Below are 17,417 nucleotides of genomic sequence, written 5' to 3'. Positions count from 1 at the left end.
TTAGACTAGCGCGCGGCGCGAAAATGCTTGGAGAGCTTCAGGCCCTGCGCCTGGTAGTTCGAGCCGAGGTCGCTGCCGTAAAGCGCCTGCGGCCGCTGCAGCATGTGCTCGTAGATGAGGCGGCCGACGATCTGGCCGTGATCGAGGATGAACGGCACTTCGTGGCTGCGCACTTCCAGCACCGCCCGGCTGCCGCTGCCGCCGGCGGCGGAGTGGCCGAAGCCCGGGTCGAAGAAGCCGGCATAGTGGACGCGGAATTCACCGACCAGCGGATCGAAAGGCGTCATCTCGGCGGCATAGAGCGGCGGCACATGCACGGCTTCGCGGCTGACCAGTATGTAGAATTCGTCGGGGTCGAGCACGAGTTCGCCGGCGCCGCTCTTGTAGATCGGCTCCCAGAAATCGACGACATCCTGCGCGGCGCGCTTGTCGACATCGACGAGGCCGGTGTGGTGCTTGCCGCGGTAGCCGACAAGGCCGTCCTTGTCGCCGTCGAGGTCGATGGAGAGCGCGATGCCGCCGCCTGAAATATTGGGCGGCTCGGTGGCGACCAGCATCTCGGCGCGGTGAAGGTCGCGCAGCTCGCTCTCCGACAGCACCGCGTTGCCGGTGCGAAAACGGATCTGCGACAACCGCGAGCCGGCCCGCACGACGATCGGGAAGGTGCGCGGGCTGACTTCGAGATAGAGCGGCCCGTGATAGCCGGCGGCGATCTTGTCGAACTCGTGGCCGCGATCGGTCATCACCCGGGTGAAGATGTCGAGCCGCCCGGTCGAGCTCTTGGGATTGGCGGAAGCGGACACATTCGAGGGCAGCGCCAGGCTTTCGAGCAGCGGCACGATGTAGACGCAACCCGTCTCCAGCACCGCGCCCTCGGCGAGGCTGAATTCATGCAACTTCAGCCGCTCGAGCTTGTCGGCTACCCGATGATCGGGGCCGGGCAGGAAGGAGGCGCGCACGCGGAAGGCCGTGTCGCCGAGCCTCAGGTCAAGGCTGGCCGGCTGGATCTGGTTGGTGTCCAGCGCGCGCGGCGACTTCAGCGCGCCGGACTGGAACAGCGCGGAAATATCCTGGTCGGGAAGAATGCCTGTCTGCCGCAAAGTCTTACTCCGCTCTGCTGGTACAAACCTCTTAATGAAGCCGGCAATTGACGCAAGCGCGGCGCGGGTCTAAAGGGTCGTTATCCCGTGGTGATTTGGCCGGTCGGCTTGCAGCCACGTTAAACAAGTCGCTAAAGGACCGTCGAGCCGCAAGGCTATATGGACCGGTTGCGACTTCGCGGCCGGTTTTTTTGTGTCTGGAAGCAGGGCTATGAGCACCAAGAAGCGCAACTGGAAACCTCAGACGGCACTCGTGCATGCCGGAACGCTGCGTTCCGGCTTCGGCGAGACATCCGAGGCGATGTACCTCACCCAGGGCTATGTCTACGAGACGGCGCAAGCCGCGGAAGCCCGCTTCAAGGGCGAGGAGCCCGGTTTCATCTATTCGCGCTACGCCAACCCGACGGTCGACATGTTCGAAAAGCGCATGTGCGCGCTCGAAGGCGCCGAGGATGCCCGCGCTACCGCTTCCGGCATGGCGGCCGTCTCAGCCGCGTTGCTGTGCAGCGCCAAGGCCGGCGACCATATCGTTGCGGCGCGCGCCCTGTTCGGCTCCTGTCGCTGGGTGGTCGAGACGCTGGCGCCGCGCTACGGCATCCAGGCGACGCTGGTCGACGGCACCGACATCGCCAATTGGGAAAAGGCGATAAGGCCGAACACCAAGCTGTTTTTCCTCGAAAGCCCGACCAATCCGACGCTGGAAGTGGTCGACATCGCCGCGGTTGCCAAGCTCGCCAATTCGATCGGCGCGCGCGTGATCGTCGACAATGTCTTCGCCACGCCGCTGCAGCAGAAGCCGCTGCAGCTCGGCGCCCATATTGTCGTCTATTCGGCGACCAAGCACATAGACGGCCAGGGCCGTTGCCTTGGCGGCGTCATCCTGTCCGACAAGAAATGGATCGACGAGAACCTGCACGACTATTTCCGCCACACCGGCCCCAGCCTGTCGCCCTTCAACGCCTGGACGCTGTTGAAAGGCCTGGAGACGCTGCCGCTGCGCGTGCGCCAGCAGACCGAGAGCGCCGGCAAGATCGCGGATTTCCTCGCCGGCCGATCGGAGATCGCCCGCGTCATCTATCCGGGCCGGGCCGACCACCCGCAGGCCGATATCGTCAAGAAGCAGATGTCGGGTGGCTCGACGCTGATCTGCCTCGACGTCAAGGGCGGCAAGCAGGCGGCCTTCGCCTTGCAGAACGCGCTCGACATCGTGCTGATCTCGAACAATCTCGGCGACGCCAAGAGCCTGATCACCCATCCGGCGACGACCACGCACAAGAACCTGAGCGACGACGCGCGGGCCGAACTCGGCATCGGGCCGGGCACGCTCAGGCTCTCCGTCGGCCTGGAGGACGCCGACGATCTGCTGGAGGACATCGAGCAGGCGCTGAAGGCGGCCAAATAAGACCTGTAGCGGCGACCGTCGCTACACAGGACTTCAGGCAAGCTCCTCCAGTTCGGTCATCGCCTTGGTGCGGATGGTCATGGCATTGCCGCGCCATTCGACGGCGCCGCCGAACCAGGCGCGCACCCAGATGGCCGGAAGCATCGCGTCGCGCGTGAGCATCGCGGTGACGCTGCGCGGCGACAGGTACCAGCCTTTTGCCCAGGCAAGCAGGCATTCCGGCAGATAGGCGGCCGCGAGCACGCAGAGCGCCGTGGTCGGCAGGCTGACGCCGGCCGTTGCGGCCGAAATCAGCGCGAGAAGCAGCGGCATCGCGGCGCCGGTCAGGATCTCCGGCGCGAAGAACAGCGGGAAGGTGACGCGGCGCAGCCGCGCCCAGCGCGCCTGGCGTGACCATATCTCGGCGAGCCGGCGCTGGCCGAGCGGCTGCTCGAAAGGCGAAGCGACGAGATTGACGCGCAGGCCCAGGCTGTTGACCAGCTTGGTGGCGGCCGCGTCCTCGGCGATCTCGGCGGCCAAAGCCTGGATACCGCCATTGGCATCGAGCATCGGCTTGTTCCACAGCATGCTCTTGCCTTGGGCGAAGCCGAGCCCAAGCGCCTCGCCGGCATACTGCCAGCGCGCCTGCAGCGTGTTGAGGAAAGCGCATTCGACTTCGGCCCAAAACCTGTCCGGCCGCGAGCCGACCGGCGTCGAGCAGACGAGGCCGGTATCCGGGCGCCATGCCGCCATCAGGTGCTGGACATAGTCCCTCGGCATCAGCACGTTGGAATCGGCGAGGACCACCCAATCGTGCCGCGCAGCCTGCCAGCCCTTTATGCAGTTGTTGAGCTTGGGATTGGCGCTGACGCGGTCGTCACCGATCAGGAGCCGCGCCGGCACCTTCGGATAGCGCGCGATCGCGGCATCGATCAGCTTGACCACCGGGTCTTCGGCATGCGCGACGCAGAAGATCAGCTCGTAGCGCGGCCAATCGAGCGAGAAGGCGCGCTGCAAGGTCTCCTGCGTGAACGGCTCGACGCCGCGCGACGGAACGATGATCGAGACCGGCTGCGCGGCGGCCGGCGGCGCAATGATATGCCGCCGCTTCAGCCGCGACGAGGCGAGCAGGATGCTGGCGAGATTGGAGAAAAGAAGGGCTGACGAAGCCAGGCCGGCTGCGAGAGTCAGTTCCATCGAGATCTGGTCACTCCTGATAGAGAGTTTCACCGTTTCACGGAAGCGGCGAACCACTCTATCTCCCTGTTTTTACGCAATTCCGGACGGAAAACCGCTCACACTTTTCCTGGAATTGCCCTGGGCCGCACGCGGCCGTTTCATCAGTTACACAGCGTCCGAGTCGCCCGGCACGGTTTGTGCACACCAACATTGTCATGTGTCACTTAAATGACATTGTTTTTCGGCACCTGCGCTTACAAGGCTGGCAGGATGGTCGGCGCTACGTCTAACAAGAGCGGAGCGTGACATATATTCCGCAGCGGCAACCGGAGTGGCCCATGTATCGCGCAGTGACGCGCAACATCGAAGTGCTGGTCAGGCCCTTCTTTCTGGAGGACCGCTCCGATCCATCCGAGAACCGCTATGTCTGGGGCTATCAGGTGACGATCGACAACCGCTCCGACGAGTTCGTGCAGCTTGTGTCGCGCTACTGGCACATCACCGATGGTCGGGGCCGGGTCGAGGAGGTGCGCGGCGCTGGCGTCGTCGGCGACCAGCCGGAACTCAATCCCGGCGACAGCTACCAGTACACCTCGGGCTGCCCGCTCTCGACGCCGTCGGGCATCATGGTCGGCCATTACACGATGCGCAACGGCCGCGGCGAGACGTTCGATATCGCCATTCCGGCTTTCTCGCTCGATATGCCGGGGACAAGGCGCACGGTGAATTAAGCGACAGCGTCTTTCTCCCCGTTCACGAGGAGAAATGCCCGGCAGGGCAATGAGGGACAGCGCCGACTTCTCGAGATTGCCTTCGAGCTCGACGAAAGCCTTGAGGTGCCGGCGTAATCTTCTTCGAGGTTGGCGCCGCCCCTCATCCGTCATTTCGTGACACCTTCTCCCCGTGAAACGGGGAGAAGGAAAGGTTCCTACTTCACGAATTCGGCGGGGTCGAAGTCGTATTGCGTCGAGCAGAACTCGCAGGCGACATGGATGCCGCCGTCTTCGGTCGAGTCCTTGATCTCCTCGGCCGAAAAGCCTTCGAGAATGCCGCGGATCTTGTCGCGCGAGCAGGAGCACTGGTCGGCGACAGGCACGCCGCGGAAGACGCGCACGCCGTGTTCGTGGAACAGCCGATAGAGCAACCGCTCGGCGCCCACCGTCGGGTCGATCAACTCGGTCGGCTCGATCGTGCCGAGCAGCGCCAGCAACTCCTGCCAGGAATTGTCGGCCGGGTGGTCCGCGACGTCACGCGGATCGCCGTCGCCACCGGAAATATCGGGGACGCGCATGCGCTCCGGCGATTGCGGCAGGAATTGCGCCAGGATGCCGCCGGCGCGCCACTGCTCGCGCGCGCCGGCCGGGCCGGGCGTGACCAGCTTGGCGACCGACATCTTGATCTCGGTCGGGATCTGCTCCGACTGCCGGAAATAGGTGCGCGCGGCATCCTCCAGCGAGGTGCCGTCGAGCTGGACGATGCCCTGGTAGCGCTGCGTATGCGCGCCCTGGTCGATGGTCAAGGCCAAGACGCCGTCGCCAAGCAGCGTCTGCTGCGAGGTCTCGCCGGCGGCGGTCAGCGCCTGCAGCCGGTCGGCATCGAAGCGCGCGTAGGCGCGCAACGCATGCGGCGTGGTGAAATCAGCCACCAGCATGTCGACCGGACCGTCGGTGCGGGTCTGCAGGATGAACTTGCCTTCGAATTTCAGCGACGTGCCCAGCAGCACGGTGAGCACGCAGGCTTCCGCCAGCAGGCGGGCGACCGGCTCGGGATAATTGTGGCGGCTCAGAATAGCGTCGAGCATCGGCCCGAGCTGCACGGTGCGGCCGCGCACATCGAGCGGCGCGACCTCGTAAGGCACGACGTGATCGTCGCCGGCGAAGCCGAATTCACCGAGTTGGGGTTTATGTTCAGCCAAGATCTGGGTTTCCAACATGACAATACTCCGGGGCGCAGCCATGCCGCCCGGTGAGCCGCATGCGTCGAAGCGCGTTCAATTTACGTGATGGCCCGCAAATAGGCATCACATATCCCCAGATCAAGTTGAGCCCGATCGGGCCGGAAGCGGTCAGCTCGGCCCTTCTCAAGCGCCCAGGCACCAGGCCAGCACCGCCTTCTGGGCGTGCAGCCGGTTCTCGGCCTCGTCGAAGACCACCGAATGCGGCCCGTCGATCACCTCGTCGGTGACCTCCTCGCCGCGATGCGCCGGCAGGCAGTGCATGAACAAAGCATCGGGCCTGGCCTTTGCCATCAGCGCCGCATTGACCTGATAGGGCAGGAAGACGTTGTGGCCGCGGGCGCGATGCTCTTGGCCCATCGAGACCCAGCTGTCGGTGACGACGCAGTCGGCCTTGTCGACGGCCTCCTCGGCGGACCTGGAAAACCGGACTTTGCCGCCATTGGCTTTCGACCAGTCGACATATTTCTCGAAAGGCTCGCTGCCTTCCGGCACAGCGACATTGAGGCTGAAGCGGAACCGCGCCGAGGCTTCCAGGAGCGAATGCAGCACATTGTTGCCGTCGCCGGTCCAGGCGAAGGTCTTGCCGGCCACCGGCCCGCGATGTTCCTCAAAGGTCATGATGTCGGCCATGAGCTGGCAGGGGTGCGTGTCGTCGGTCAGCCCGTTGATCACCGGAACGGTGGCGTTCTCGGTGAGCTCCAGCAGCCGGTCATGCGAGGTGGTGCGGATCATGATGGCGTCGACGTAACGCGACAGCACCTTTGCCGTGTCGGCGATCGTCTCCGACCGGCCGAGCTGCATCTCGGTGCCGGTCAGCATGATGGTCTCGCCGCCGAGCTGGCGCATGCCGACATCAAAGGATACGCGCGTGCGCGTCGACGGCTTGTCGAAGATCATGGCCAGCACCTTGCCATCGAGCGGTTTTGAACGCTCGCCCGCCTTGAGCCTGGTCTTTCGCGCCACCGCGTCGTCCAGCATGATGCGCAGGTCGCCCGCCGAAACGGCGGATAGATCGGTGAAGTGGCGAACGCTCATCGGCAGGTTCCAGAAATTATTTGGCGGCTTCGGCCGCAGTCGCGTCGGTCAGGCCCTTGGCGCCGCCGCGAATGCGCTCCAGCGCCTCGCCGATCTCCTCGTCGGTGACGGTGAGCGGCGGCAGGAGGCGGATGACATTGTCGCCCGCCGGCACGGCAAGCAGGTGCTGGTCGCGCAGCGCCATGTTCACCTTAGTGTTGGGCATGGCGCATTTCAGGCCGAGCATCAGGCCGGTTCCCCTGATGCCCTCGATGACGTCGGGGAATTCATCGGCCACCGCCGCAAGGCCCTGCTTCAGAAGCAGCGCCTTGCACTGCACGTCCTCGAGGAAGCCGTCGGCCAGAACAATGTCGAGCACGGCGTTGCCGACGGCCATCGCCAGCGGATTGCCGCCGAAGGTGGTGCCGTGCACGCCGGCCGTCATGCCGGTCGCCGCCTCGTCGGTGGCAAGGCAGGCGCCCATCGGAAAACCGCCGCCGATGCCCTTGGCGATCGCCATCAGATCGGGCGTGACGCCCGTCCATTCATGCGCGAACAGCTTGCCGGTACGACCGATGCCGCACTGGACCTCGTCGAAGATCAACAGCAGGCCGTGCTTGTCGCAGAGTTGCCGCAGCCGCTTCAAGGACTGCGTCGGCACCGGGCGAATGCCGCCCTCGCCTTGCACCGGCTCGATCAGGATCGCCGCGGTCTCCGGCGTGATCGCCTTTTCCGCGGCGTCGATGTCGTCGAAAGCGACCTGGTCGAACCCCTCGACCTTCGGACCGAAGCCTTCGAGATATTTGTACTGGCCGCCGGCGGCGATCGTCGCCAGCGTGCGGCCGTGAAAGGCACCCTCGAACGTGATGATTCGGAAACGCTCGGGATGGCCCTTGACGAATTGATAGCGCCTGGCCGTCTTGATGGCGCATTCCAGCGCTTCGGCACCGGAATTGGTGAAGAACACCTTGTCTGCAAAGGTCGCTTCGGCCAGCCGCTCGCCCAGCCGGCGCTGCTCCGGGATCTCATAGAGGTTGGAGACGTGCCACAGCTTGGCGGCCTGCTCGGTGAGCGCCGCAACCAGATGCGGATGGCCGTGGCCCAGCGAATTCACCGCGATGCCGCCCGCGAAGTCGAGATATCGCTCGCCCTTGTCGGTGACCAGCCAGGTCCCCTCCCCGCGGTCGAAAGCCAGGGGGGCGCGAGCAAAGGTCTCGTAAAGCGCCGAACCGCTCATTATATGCATCTCCGGAACCGGAAATCAAAAAAGCCGCCAATGCGGCGGCCTTTGCGGCTTATCATGTTTTTCGGCCATGAAGTCAACGAAAACGTCACGCAGAAGCGCGTGGCGATCCTCCGACGCCACGCCGGCTCATAAGTAGACCGGCAAGTTGGGGAAAACCGAAAAAACCGAATCGTGTTGCCCTGGGGACTCTTGTCACCGAGTCAGCGCTTAAGGTATTTGTAGTCGAGAAATAACTAGATTTCGTGCGGCGGACCTAGATCACCCGGTATATGTGGTGTTGTTTGCCCGGCGGAAGCCGGGTCGGGAACGGATTCTGACTACCGCACGCCTCAGCAGGAGCGCGGCCCCATGAACTGGACTGATGAGCGGGTAGAACTTCTCAGGAAACTGTGGTCGGAGGGTCTGAGCGCCAGCCAGATTGCCGCACAGCTTGGCGGAGTGAGCCGCAACGCCGTCATCGGCAAGGTGCATCGCCTGAAGCTGTCGGGCCGCGGCCGCGCGACGTCCGCCCCGGCGCGCCAGAAGAAGGCGACGCAAGGCGCCTCGATGCAGAAATCGGTGGCCCGCGCTTCAAGTGCCGCGCGTCACGTGACCGCCACCATCGGCGCCACCGCGCTGCAGGTGCAGTTCGACGCCGAGCCGGTCGCGCGCCACTATATCCGACCGGTCGAGAACGTGGTCGTGCCGATCTCGCGGCATCTGCAGCTCGTCGAGCTGACCGAACGCACCTGCAAATGGCCGAACGGCGATCCGCTGTCGGAGGACTTCAACTTCTGCGGCAACGACGCCGCCGAAACGGGACCCTATTGCAAGTATCATTCCCGGGTGGCGTTCCAGCCGGCGGGCGAGCGGCGCCGGGCAAGGTAATAGCGAATAGCGAATAGCGAATAGCGAATAGCGAATAGCGAATAGCGAATAGCGAATAGCGAATAGCGAATAGCGAATAGAACGGCTTGGCTTCTGTAACAGGGAGCAAGCCGTTTTTTTCGCTGTTCCCTATTCGCTATTCGCTCTCTTCACAGCCACCCATTCTTCTTGAACCGCCAGTACAGGAACGAGCAGATCGCGGCCATCACCAGCAGGATGATTGGATAACCGTACTCCATCTTCAGTTCCGGCATGTCGGAGAAATTCATGCCGTAGATGCCTGCGAAGGCCGTGGGCACCGCCAGAATGGCGGCCCATGAGGCGAGCTTCTTGGATATTGCGGTTTCCTGGCTCTGGCCGACCAGCAGACTGGCTTCGAAGGCGAAGGCCAGAACCTCGCGCAGCGAGTCGATCTTTTCCTGCACGGTGCGGATGTGGTCGGTCACGTCGCGAAACAGCGGATGCATGGCGGCATGGATCTGCGGCAGGTCGGCGCTGGTCAGCCGACGGCAGACCTCGACCAGCGGCAGCGCCGCATTGCGCAGGCGCAGCAGATCGCGGCGCAGCATGTAAAGCCGCTCGATATCGGAACCTGTCATCGGCTTCAAAAGCACCTTGTCCTCGATCGCCTCCACCTCGTCCTCGATCTGCTCCAGCACCGGCATGTAGTTGTCCACGATGAAATCGAGGATGGCGTAGAGGACGAAATCCTCGCCCTTGGCGAGCGAATGCGGGCAGCTCTCCCAGTGCTGGCGCACGGCGGCGTAAGAGGTCGACGGGCCGTGCCGGACGCTGACGATGTAGCCGGTGCCGACGAACAGATGCGTCTCGCCGAAAGTGACGCGGCCGTCGATCAATTGCGCGGTGCGGGCAACGATGAAGAGGGCGTCGCCATATTGCTCGATCTTCGGGCGCGCATGCGGATGCTCGGCATCCTCGATCGCCAAATCATGCAGGTGGAATTGCGCCTGCACGCGCAGCAGAAGGTTGCGATCGGGCTCGAGCAGGCCGATCCAGACGACATGGCCGGGCTTTGCCGCCCATTCGCCGGCCTGTTCGATGGCGATGTCGGCGATGCGCTTGCCGCCCGAATAGACGCTGGATGCAATGATGCCCGACGTTAGGGCCGGGGTCAGGTTTCGAACTTGTTCCATCGCAAACCTCCCGAGACTGCGACTGACAAAATCGCTGTCCCTGGAACGTTTCACCGTTTCATCGAAACGGCGAACCGCCCAATCTTCTTATTTCACGCAATTCCGGACGGAAAACCGTTTCACACTTTTCCTGGAATTGCTCGGAGGAGCTTAGCCTATATTAGAACGCCGTTCGAGAGGCGCCGGTTCACTTAGCCGATACCATGCCCGGAAGCACAACCTTGTCGGTCTTGTCGCCTTTCGGCCGGTCCGCGGGCATCTGGTCGCCGGTGACGATATAGTAGATGGTCTCGGCGATATTGGTCGCGTGGTCGCCGATGCGCTCGATGTTCTTGGCGCAGAACAGAAGATGCGTGCAGGGCGTGATGTTGCGCGGATCTTCCATCATGTAGGTCAAAAGCTCGCGGAACAGCGAGGTGTACATGGCGTCGATCTGGTCGTCCCGGTCGCGCACGAGGCCAATCCCCTCGACCGAGCGCGAGGCATAGACGTCGAGCACGTCCTTGAGCTGCGTCAGCGCCAGATTGGCAAGGGCCTCCAGGCCGCGGAAAAGACTGTTCGGCTGGCGGCCGTCGACCGAGGCCACGCGCTTGGCGACGTTCTTGCCCAAGTCGCCGACGCGCTCGATATCGGCCGAGATACGGATCGCGCCAACGATCTCGCGCAGGTCCGTGGCCATCGGCTGGCGCCTGGCGATGATGATGATGGCCTTGTCGTCGATCTCGCGCTGTCCTTCGTCGAGGACGAGATCGTCCTGGATGACCTTCTGCGCGAGGCCATGGTCGACGTTCACAAGGGCCGCAACCGCCTGTTCGACCATGCGCTCGGCATGGCCGCCCATCGCAGCGATGCGCTTCGACAGGAACTTCAGCTCTTCATCATAGGCACTGGCGATATGGACGGACTGCATGGATATGCCTTCCCGGTTTATGCCGGCTGGTGCGTTCCCTCAATCCGTCGCTGATACGCGAACCGCATGACAGAAAGAAGAAAATCGCGGTTGGCAACCGATACACGATCAGCGAGCCGGCAAATGAACCGTGAACGCCGCGCCCTTGCCGACTTCCGACTTGATCGACAACCTTGCGTTATGACGGGTCAATATATGCTTGACGATCGAAAGGCCAAGCCCGGTGCCTTTCTGGGTGCGGCTGTTTTCGACATCGACGCGGTAGAAGCGCTCGGTGATACGCGGGATGTGTTCTTCGGCAATGCCCGGACCATAGTCCCTTATCGTGACGTCGAAGCCAGGCTGTTGGCTATCCTCGCCGCCGGCGATCGATACGGTGACGTGCCCGCCTGACTGGCCGTATTTGCAGGCGTTCTCCAGGAGATTCTCGAAAACCTGGAACAGTTCGTCGCGATCGCCGGGAACGACGAGCGGCCCGTTGGCGAATTCCCGCTCGATGACGACGCCGTTCTCACCGGCCAGCGGCCCGAGCGAATCGATGACGCTATCGATCGTCTGGCGAAGATCGACCTCCGTGCCCGGCCTCAGATAGGGTTTCATCTCCAACCGCGACAGCGAGAGCAGATCGTCGATCAGGCGGGCCATGCGGCCGGTCTGGTTCTGCATGATCTGCAGGAACTGGTCGCGCGCCGCCGGATCGTTGCGGGCCGGCCCGCGCAGCGTCTCGATGAAGCCGGCGATCGAGGCGAGCGGCGTGCGCAGTTCATGGCTGGCATTGGCGATGAAATCGGCGCGCATGCGATCGATGCGACGCGTCTCGCTCTGATCCTTGAACACCAGCACGTAAAGGCCGGTGGCATGGCCGACCGTGGACGCGCTGACCCGATATGTCCGCTCCACCGGCAGCTTCTCGGTGTAGTCGACCGCATCGGCGGCGACCTGCCCCGACAGGATGCCGTCGAGCAGCGCCTGCATTTCCGGCGCGCGAAACTTCAATGCCAGCGACATCCCCGGAGCCAGCCCGCCGAAGGCGGCGAAGGCGGCGGCGTTGGCGTGAACCATGGCGGCGGAGCGATCGAATATGATGAGCGGATCGGCGACGGCAGCCGCCAGATACTCGCCGGACAGCCGCTGCAGCCCGCTTGCCTCGATCGCTGCTCCCGTATCGGCTGGCTGGCGTTCGGCATTTGCCGGCAGTATCGCGGCAGCCGCCAGCGCGGCCAGGGCCAGCATCAGCACATAGACGGAGGCGCCGGCGAAAAAATAAACGGCAAGGACCGCGAGAACGCCCGCGCCAAGCAGCCAGCGGTTGCGTGACAGCCGCGCCGCCAAGGCTTGCCCCCTGTTGTTTTGTCCCGCGCCCGTCTCTGCCATAGGCCCGCGCCACCCCGCATCCCGTTCGACCGGCCAGCGGCTCGCTGGACCGACCTGACGCATGGGGCCCTGAAAATCAGGATCGATTTTCGCGAAGGTTCATGCGCAAAATCAAAATGCTACAGCGTTTTTGCGCCCGAATGCGCGCTGCGCTGCACAGGCTCCATAGCATGAGTCCGCAAACTGGAAAGGTTCGTCTGGATGAAAAAGGCCAAGGAAACGGTTGAAGCGGTGCCGGCCACGGCACCGATCAAGATCAAGATCGGCGGCAAGGAGCGCGAGTTCGACATCGACAATCCGGTGCTCCCGGACTGGATCGAGGACAACAAGCTCACCGCCGGCGGCTATCCTTACGACAAGAAGATGAAAGGCGAGGAGTACGAAAACCAGCTCGAGGCTCTGCAGATCGAACTGGTCAAGGCGCAGGCCTGGCTGCAGGCCACCGGCAAGCGGGTGATGGCGCTTTTCGAAGGGCGCGACGCGGCGGGCAAGGGCGGCACGATCTTCGTGCTGCGGCAATATTTGAACCCGCGCACGGCGCGCAACGTCGCCCTGACCAAGCCGACGCCGACCGAGGCGGGGCAGTGGTATTACCAGCGCTATGTCGACCATTTCCCGACCTCGGGCGAGTTCGTCACCTTCGACCGCTCCTGGTACAACCGCGCCGGCGTCGAGCCGGTCATGGGGTTCTGCACGCCGGAGCAGCACGAGAAATTCCTCGACGAGACGCCGCATTTCGAGCGGATGATCTTCAACGAGGGCATCCATTTCTTCAAATTCTGGCTGAACATCGGCCGCGAGACCCAGCTCGAACGGTTCCATGACCGCCGTTGGTCGCCGCTGAAGAACTGGAAGTTCTCACCGATCGACATCGCCGGCGTCGGCAAGTGGGACGACTACACCAAGGCGCGCGACCAGATGATCGAGCGCACGCACAAGGAATTCTCGCCCTGGATCGTCGTGCGGGCCAACGACAAGCGCCGCGCCCGGCTCGCGGTGATCCAGCGTATCCTGTCTTCCCTGCCCTATGACGGCCGCGACCTCGATGCCATCGGCAAGCCCGACAACAAGATCATCGGCGACGGATTGGAATTCCTGAAGGACTAGTGCTTTTCCCCGTTTCATGGGAACGACGAAACGCCTATCTCTTTGTTTTTACGCAATTCCGGACGGAAAACCGCTCACACTTTTCCGGGAACTGCTCTGGTGTTGCCCCGCACCAGGAAGCGCTGGCCTGAGCGATCTGCGTTGCTATGCAGTTCCGGACGAATTACAGCGCCGCGCGCCTTTCGGCTCGCGCGGCGCTGAGGTTTTTAAGCCAGGCGCTCAGGCAGCCAGGCGGGCGATCCGCTGCAGCCGCTTCAGCGTCGTGTCATCCTGAAGCGCCTGCTGGAACAGCGTGATCTCGTGGTCGATGCGGTCGCACAAGACGTCCGTGTCGCCCTTGAGCAGGCTGCGCGTCTGCAGGAGTGCCGCCACAGGCTTCCTGGCCAGCTGTTTTGCCCTCGCCAGCGTCGCTTCCTCGGCGCTGCCTTGCGTCACGATCTCGCCGACCAGGCCGAGCGCCCTGGCGTCTTCGACGCCCAGCGCATCGCCCAGGCAGAAGAAGCGGAAGGCGCCGGCATAGCCGAGCTTCTGGGGGGCCAGGATGCTGGTCGCCGCGTCCGGCACCAGGCCGAAATCGACGAACGGCACCCTGAAGGTGCTGCCCCGGGAAGCGATCACCATGTCGCAATGGAACAGGATGGTGCAGCCGACACCGACGGCGTCGCCGTCGACGCAGGCAAGGACCGGCTTGGGGAAGGTCGCCAACATGCGGAACATGTCGGTGACGGCGGCGATCAACTCTCGGTGCTTGCTGGCATCGAGAAATTCCGAGAAGTCGCCGCCAAGGCAGAAGCATCCGGCAAGGCCGCGCAGCATGACGACACGGACCTCGTCATTGACGGCTGCCTCGTGCAATGTCCTGGCAAGGCTCGCATAGGCATGCCTGTCGAGCACCGGCCGGCCATCATGCGAGGACACGGTAACGACCAGCGTATGGCCGCGCAGTTCCGGTTCGGGATGGAAATTCATGACCGTCTCCATCACGAAGCCTGCTTGAGGCCGAGCAGACCGGGATAACCCCGGTTCAGCACCGGCAGGTGGTGGTTGCGGCGGGCCCGCACGACATCGAGCGTATGCTCGGTGAAGGTGAGCAGCGTCGCCACGACCTGCTGGTTGCCATAGGTGCGCTGGTAGCCGAGCGGCTTTGCCAGGAAGTGCAGTTGCAGCGCCCGCAGCACCCACATCGGCTCGAACTCGATGATGACCTGATTGACGGAGCGCTTGAGGCCCCATTCGACGAAGCCGGCGATCAGTTCGGTGCCGACCGTCGAGACGCCGCGTTTGCCGTCGCGAAAACCCGGAGCCACCGCGTAGCGGGTCAGTTCCCAGACATTCGGCCCCGAGGGGGAAGGTCCCTCGCAGAGATCCGACAGCACGTCGGTGAGCAGATGCGGCCGTGTGGTCGGCAGCATGCGCTGGTAGCCAGCCAGTTCGCCATTGCGGATGACTAGGTGGTGCTCGGCCTCGTCATGATCGAACTGGTCGATCTCGAGCTGGTCCGGACGATCGAGATCGGTCCATCCCATCTCCTCGACGAAGATCTTGTAGCGCAAGCGATGGACCGCCTCCCACAGGTCGGGACGTTCCATCAGTTCCTGAGTGGTAAGGGCAAAAAGCATTAGCCGTCTCCTAGGCTTAAGAGGAAGATACGGCCGTGATGTCCCTTAAAATATTGCGCGAATGCGCAGGCAAGAACTTCTAGGTCGGCACGGCCGACCTAGCTAATATAGCCACGTCTAATCGCCTCCGCGACTGCCTGCACACGGTTGGCTGCGCCCAGTTTGCTCTTGGCGTTAAGAAGATGTTTCTCGGAAGTGTGTTCCGAGATGCCTAAAATTTGAGATATCTCCCATTCGGACTTGCCGACGGCGGCCCATTGCAGACACTCCCGCTCACGCGCCGTCAATTCAATGTGATCGATGACGCTGTCGGCCTTGGTGTGCAGTTGCATGGCGCGGCCGATCGCATAGGTCGAGGCGAGCGACACCATTCCGAATTCCGCATCCGACAATTCCACGGATTCGCCGCCCAGCGAGACCATGACGATCTGGCTATCGAGCGTGACCAGCGGAAATGCCAGGCCGTCGCGCAGCTTGAACTCGCGCGCGTCGCCCATGACTTCGTCGCTGCTCTTGTCGATCAGGGCGTTCTTGGAAGCGTCCCCCCATTGGAACGGGGCCTGAAGCTGCTTCATGTGACTGACGACCGGATCGTGATCGACATAGTTGCGCGCCACATAGCGCTCCAGCCAATCGCCGGGCCAATCGCAAAGCATCACGTGCTGTTTCTGCCGGCCACGCGGCGTGCCCGGCTGCGGCACCGTTCCCGCCATCAATGCGGTCAGGCCGAAGTTCGAGGTGACGCCGAGCAGCCTCTCGCAGACCGCGGCTGCGGTGCCAGCATGCTGCAACTGGTCTATGTATTCCAGAGTTCTGTCAAACAGGCCCATCGCAACATCTACCCCATGTTGCTTCTATTTTTCTCGTTGCCGACGGTAGATGCCCGAACACCCCTTCGCCATCAACCTCGGGTCGCAATTGCCTCAGCAAAGCCGGTAGCTTCCCCCTTCCGGCCCGCAGGTCACTTGCAACGCGCTGAATCATACGCCTAATTCGGCGGCTTGAAATCAAAAACCGTTGTGCCTGCCCCATTTTCATACGAAAAGCCGAGGAAAGGGACAAGCGCGGAGCCATATCGTGATCTTGCGGTGGATATTTCTGGCCCTGATGTCGCTGGTGGGCGGCGCGTTGCCTCTCGCCGATGCGACTCAGGCGGCGGAGCCGCAGGTTCCGGTGCTGTGGGACGCCAAGGAGCGACTGCCGAAGCCCGACCTCTCCGCGCTGCCGCGGCTCAGATTCCTCACCACCACCGATTTTCCGCCCTTCAACTTCCTCGACGGCGCTGGCCGCCTGTCGGGTTTCCATATCGATCTGGCGCGGGCGATCTGCGCGGAACTGGGCGTCGTCGAGAAATGCCAGGTCCAGGCCTTGCCGTGGAGCGAGTTGGAGGATGCTCTCCAGAAAGGCGAAGGCGAAGCGATCATCGCCGGCATCGCCGCGACGCCGGAGAGCCGTGAGAAATACGCCTTCTCGCGCTCCTACATGCAATTCCCGGCGCGCTTCATCATGCCGAAGGCGCAAGCCTTCGCCGAGCCGATCCTCGACAAATTGCGCAGCAAGCGGGTCGGCGTCGTCGCCGGCTCGGCGCATGAGAAAATGCTGCGTGATTACTTCAAGACCGTGCAGGTGGTGACCTTCGACACACCGGAAGACCTCTATGCCGGCCTCAAGGCCGGCAAGATCGACGCCGCCTTCGGCGACGGCATGCGCTTCGCCTTCTGGCTGGGCGGTTCGGACGCCGCCGGCTGCTGCCGCTTCGCCGGCGGTCCGTATCTGGCGCCGGAGTATCTGGGCTCGGGCATGGCGATCGCCACCCGCAAGAGCGACACCGCGCTTGCCGCCGCCTTCGACTACGCGCTGCAGGAAATCTCGATCAAGGGCAGCTTCGCCGAGTTCTACCTGCGCTATTTTCCTGTCAGCTTTTTTTAAGCCCGCAGGCTTCTTCAGGTGAGAGTGCGCAGGCGCGCCTTGGCCGCCCGCGCGATCGCGGCGACGGTCAGCGTATCGAGATCGAGCTTGAGGCGGACGAGCTGCAGCACCCTGACCTCTTCCATACGCATTTCGAGATCGACGGCGGCGACCTCGAAGGCGGCGGCGTAAGCCGTGTCGCGCAACCGCTCGGGCAGTGCCTCGGCGACGCGCGCGAGCACGCCTTCCAGCCCGTCCTTGTCATGCAACGCCTTCTGGCAGGCTCGCGCGACATTGATCAGCCTGTCGTGGTTGAAATCGACGAACACCGGCCATGAGCGGACGACATCGCCGATCCGCGCCAGCTCGACATCCGTCATGTCGCGGTCAGAAGCCGAAGTGATGACCATCAGATAGATCAGGGCTTCGTGCGGCGTCAGTAAAGGCATTCAACACTCCTTGAAAGTGAGGCTCGAACGTAGGAGCGCGATTGTGGCGCCGCAAGGAAAACCGCCGCAAATCGTTGACGCTCCGGTCTCGCACGCCTAGAGACCGGTCGACAAATCCTTATCCGCCGCGAAGACGGCCATGACTGGAACTT

Annotated in this window: 17 protein-coding genes and 1 riboswitch; of the genes, 5 read left to right on the top strand and 12 right to left on the bottom strand. The window is 63.3% G+C overall.

Features of this window, described 5'->3' with window-relative positions:
* Nucleotides 1–5: 5 nt before the first annotated feature.
* On the bottom strand, nt 6–1,100 hold the full coding sequence (locus FJ957_RS18950; protein WP_140833944.1) for a 2'-deoxycytidine 5'-triphosphate deaminase: 1,095 nt from the start codon (nt 1,098–1,100) through the stop codon (nt 6–8).
* 77 nt (nt 1,101–1,177) lie between these two features.
* Nucleotides 1,178–1,255, top strand: a riboswitch (SAM riboswitch).
* Nucleotides 1,256–1,311: 56 nt separating this feature from the next.
* On the opposite strand from FJ957_RS18950, the gene FJ957_RS18945 reads away from it, so the two are divergent.
* Nucleotides 1,312–2,502, top strand: coding sequence for an O-succinylhomoserine sulfhydrylase (locus tag FJ957_RS18945; RefSeq protein ID WP_140833942.1), 1,191 nt, complete (start codon nt 1,312–1,314; stop codon nt 2,500–2,502).
* A gap of 33 nt (nt 2,503–2,535) precedes the next feature.
* Here FJ957_RS18945 and FJ957_RS18940 read toward each other — a convergent pair whose 3' ends face one another.
* A complete protein-coding gene (locus FJ957_RS18940; protein WP_140833940.1) occupies nt 2,536–3,678 on the bottom strand; it encodes a ceramide glucosyltransferase in 1,143 nt (380 codons plus the stop codon).
* 320 nt (nt 3,679–3,998) lie between these two features.
* Between FJ957_RS18940 and apaG the strand changes: the two genes are divergently transcribed.
* Nucleotides 3,999–4,391, top strand: coding sequence for a Co2+/Mg2+ efflux protein ApaG (gene apaG / locus FJ957_RS18935; protein WP_140833938.1), 393 nt, complete (start codon nt 3,999–4,001; stop codon nt 4,389–4,391).
* Nucleotides 4,392–4,588: 197 nt separating this feature from the next.
* On the opposite strand, the gene FJ957_RS18930 is transcribed toward apaG, so the two are convergent.
* The 3 genes from FJ957_RS18930 to FJ957_RS18920 all read right to left on the bottom strand — a co-directional run bounded on the left by FJ957_RS18930 (nt 4,589) and on the right by FJ957_RS18920 (nt 7,868).
* Complete coding sequence (locus FJ957_RS18930) at nt 4,589–5,617, bottom strand: Hsp33 family molecular chaperone (protein ID WP_140833936.1); 1,029 nt, start codon at nt 5,615–5,617, stop codon at nt 4,589–4,591.
* A 123-nt stretch (nt 5,618–5,740) separates the two neighbouring features.
* Nucleotides 5,741–6,652, bottom strand: coding sequence for an ornithine carbamoyltransferase (argF, locus tag FJ957_RS18925; protein WP_140833934.1), 912 nt, complete (start codon nt 6,650–6,652; stop codon nt 5,741–5,743).
* A gap of 16 nt (nt 6,653–6,668) precedes the next feature.
* Entirely contained in the window at nt 6,669–7,868 is a 1,200-nt protein-coding gene (locus FJ957_RS18920) for an aspartate aminotransferase family protein (protein ID WP_140833932.1), read from the bottom strand.
* A 357-nt stretch (nt 7,869–8,225) separates the two neighbouring features.
* On the opposite strand from FJ957_RS18920, the gene FJ957_RS18915 reads away from it, so the two are divergent.
* Nucleotides 8,226–8,744 carry a GcrA family cell cycle regulator gene (locus FJ957_RS18915; RefSeq protein WP_140833930.1) on the top strand — a complete coding sequence of 173 codons (519 nt, stop codon included), beginning with the start codon at nt 8,226–8,228 and terminating at the stop codon, nt 8,742–8,744.
* Nucleotides 8,745–8,893: 149 nt separating this feature from the next.
* Here FJ957_RS18915 and FJ957_RS18910 read toward each other — a convergent pair whose 3' ends face one another.
* The 3 genes from FJ957_RS18910 to FJ957_RS18900 form a co-directional block, all read right to left on the bottom strand.
* Entirely contained in the window at nt 8,894–9,898 is a 1,005-nt protein-coding gene (locus FJ957_RS18910; protein ID WP_140833928.1) for a magnesium and cobalt transport protein CorA, read from the bottom strand.
* Nucleotides 9,899–10,085: 187 nt separating this feature from the next.
* Nucleotides 10,086–10,808 (bottom strand): phosphate signaling complex protein PhoU, encoded by a 723-nt coding sequence (phoU, locus tag FJ957_RS18905; RefSeq protein WP_140833926.1) that lies wholly within the window; start codon nt 10,806–10,808, stop codon nt 10,086–10,088.
* Nucleotides 10,809–10,916: 108 nt separating this feature from the next.
* A complete protein-coding gene (locus FJ957_RS18900) occupies nt 10,917–12,182 on the bottom strand; it encodes an ATP-binding protein (RefSeq protein WP_140833924.1) in 1,266 nt (421 codons plus the stop codon).
* Nucleotides 12,183–12,383: 201 nt separating this feature from the next.
* Here FJ957_RS18900 and ppk2 point away from each other — a divergent pair, with 201 nt between their 5' ends.
* The gene (gene ppk2 / locus FJ957_RS18895; RefSeq protein ID WP_140833921.1) at nt 12,384–13,289 is read left to right on the top strand and encodes a polyphosphate kinase 2; all 906 of its coding nucleotides are present in this window, start codon (nt 12,384–12,386) and stop codon (nt 13,287–13,289) included.
* A gap of 219 nt (nt 13,290–13,508) precedes the next feature.
* On the opposite strand, the gene FJ957_RS18890 is transcribed toward ppk2, so the two are convergent.
* The 3 genes from FJ957_RS18890 to FJ957_RS18880 all read right to left on the bottom strand — a co-directional run bounded on the left by FJ957_RS18890 (nt 13,509) and on the right by FJ957_RS18880 (nt 15,738).
* Nucleotides 13,509–14,258, bottom strand: a complete 750-nt coding sequence (locus FJ957_RS18890; protein WP_140833919.1) for an enoyl-CoA hydratase-related protein — start codon at nt 14,256–14,258, stop codon at nt 13,509–13,511.
* Between the two features lie 11 nt (nt 14,259–14,269).
* Complete coding sequence (locus tag FJ957_RS18885; protein WP_140645276.1) at nt 14,270–14,908, bottom strand: acyl-homoserine-lactone synthase; 639 nt, start codon at nt 14,906–14,908, stop codon at nt 14,270–14,272.
* Nucleotides 14,909–15,006: 98 nt separating this feature from the next.
* Entirely contained in the window at nt 15,007–15,738 is a 732-nt protein-coding gene (locus FJ957_RS18880; protein WP_140833917.1) for a LuxR family transcriptional regulator, read from the bottom strand.
* 277 nt (nt 15,739–16,015) lie between these two features.
* Between FJ957_RS18880 and FJ957_RS18875 the strand changes: the two genes are divergently transcribed.
* Nucleotides 16,016–16,837: a transporter substrate-binding domain-containing protein gene (locus tag FJ957_RS18875; protein WP_140834235.1), complete on the top strand. Its 822-nt coding sequence runs from the start codon at nt 16,016–16,018 to the stop codon at nt 16,835–16,837.
* 14 nt (nt 16,838–16,851) lie between these two features.
* Here FJ957_RS18875 and FJ957_RS18870 read toward each other — a convergent pair whose 3' ends face one another.
* Nucleotides 16,852–17,265 carry a tellurite resistance TerB family protein gene (locus tag FJ957_RS18870; RefSeq protein ID WP_140833915.1) on the bottom strand — a complete coding sequence of 138 codons (414 nt, stop codon included), beginning with the start codon at nt 17,263–17,265 and terminating at the stop codon, nt 16,852–16,854.
* Nucleotides 17,266–17,417: the final 152 nt, after the last annotated feature.

The organism is Mesorhizobium sp. B2-4-6 (assembly GCF_006442775.1).
Classification (GTDB): domain Bacteria; phylum Pseudomonadota; class Alphaproteobacteria; order Rhizobiales; family Rhizobiaceae; genus Mesorhizobium.
This window is presented reverse-complemented; position numbering and strand designations above follow the sequence as displayed.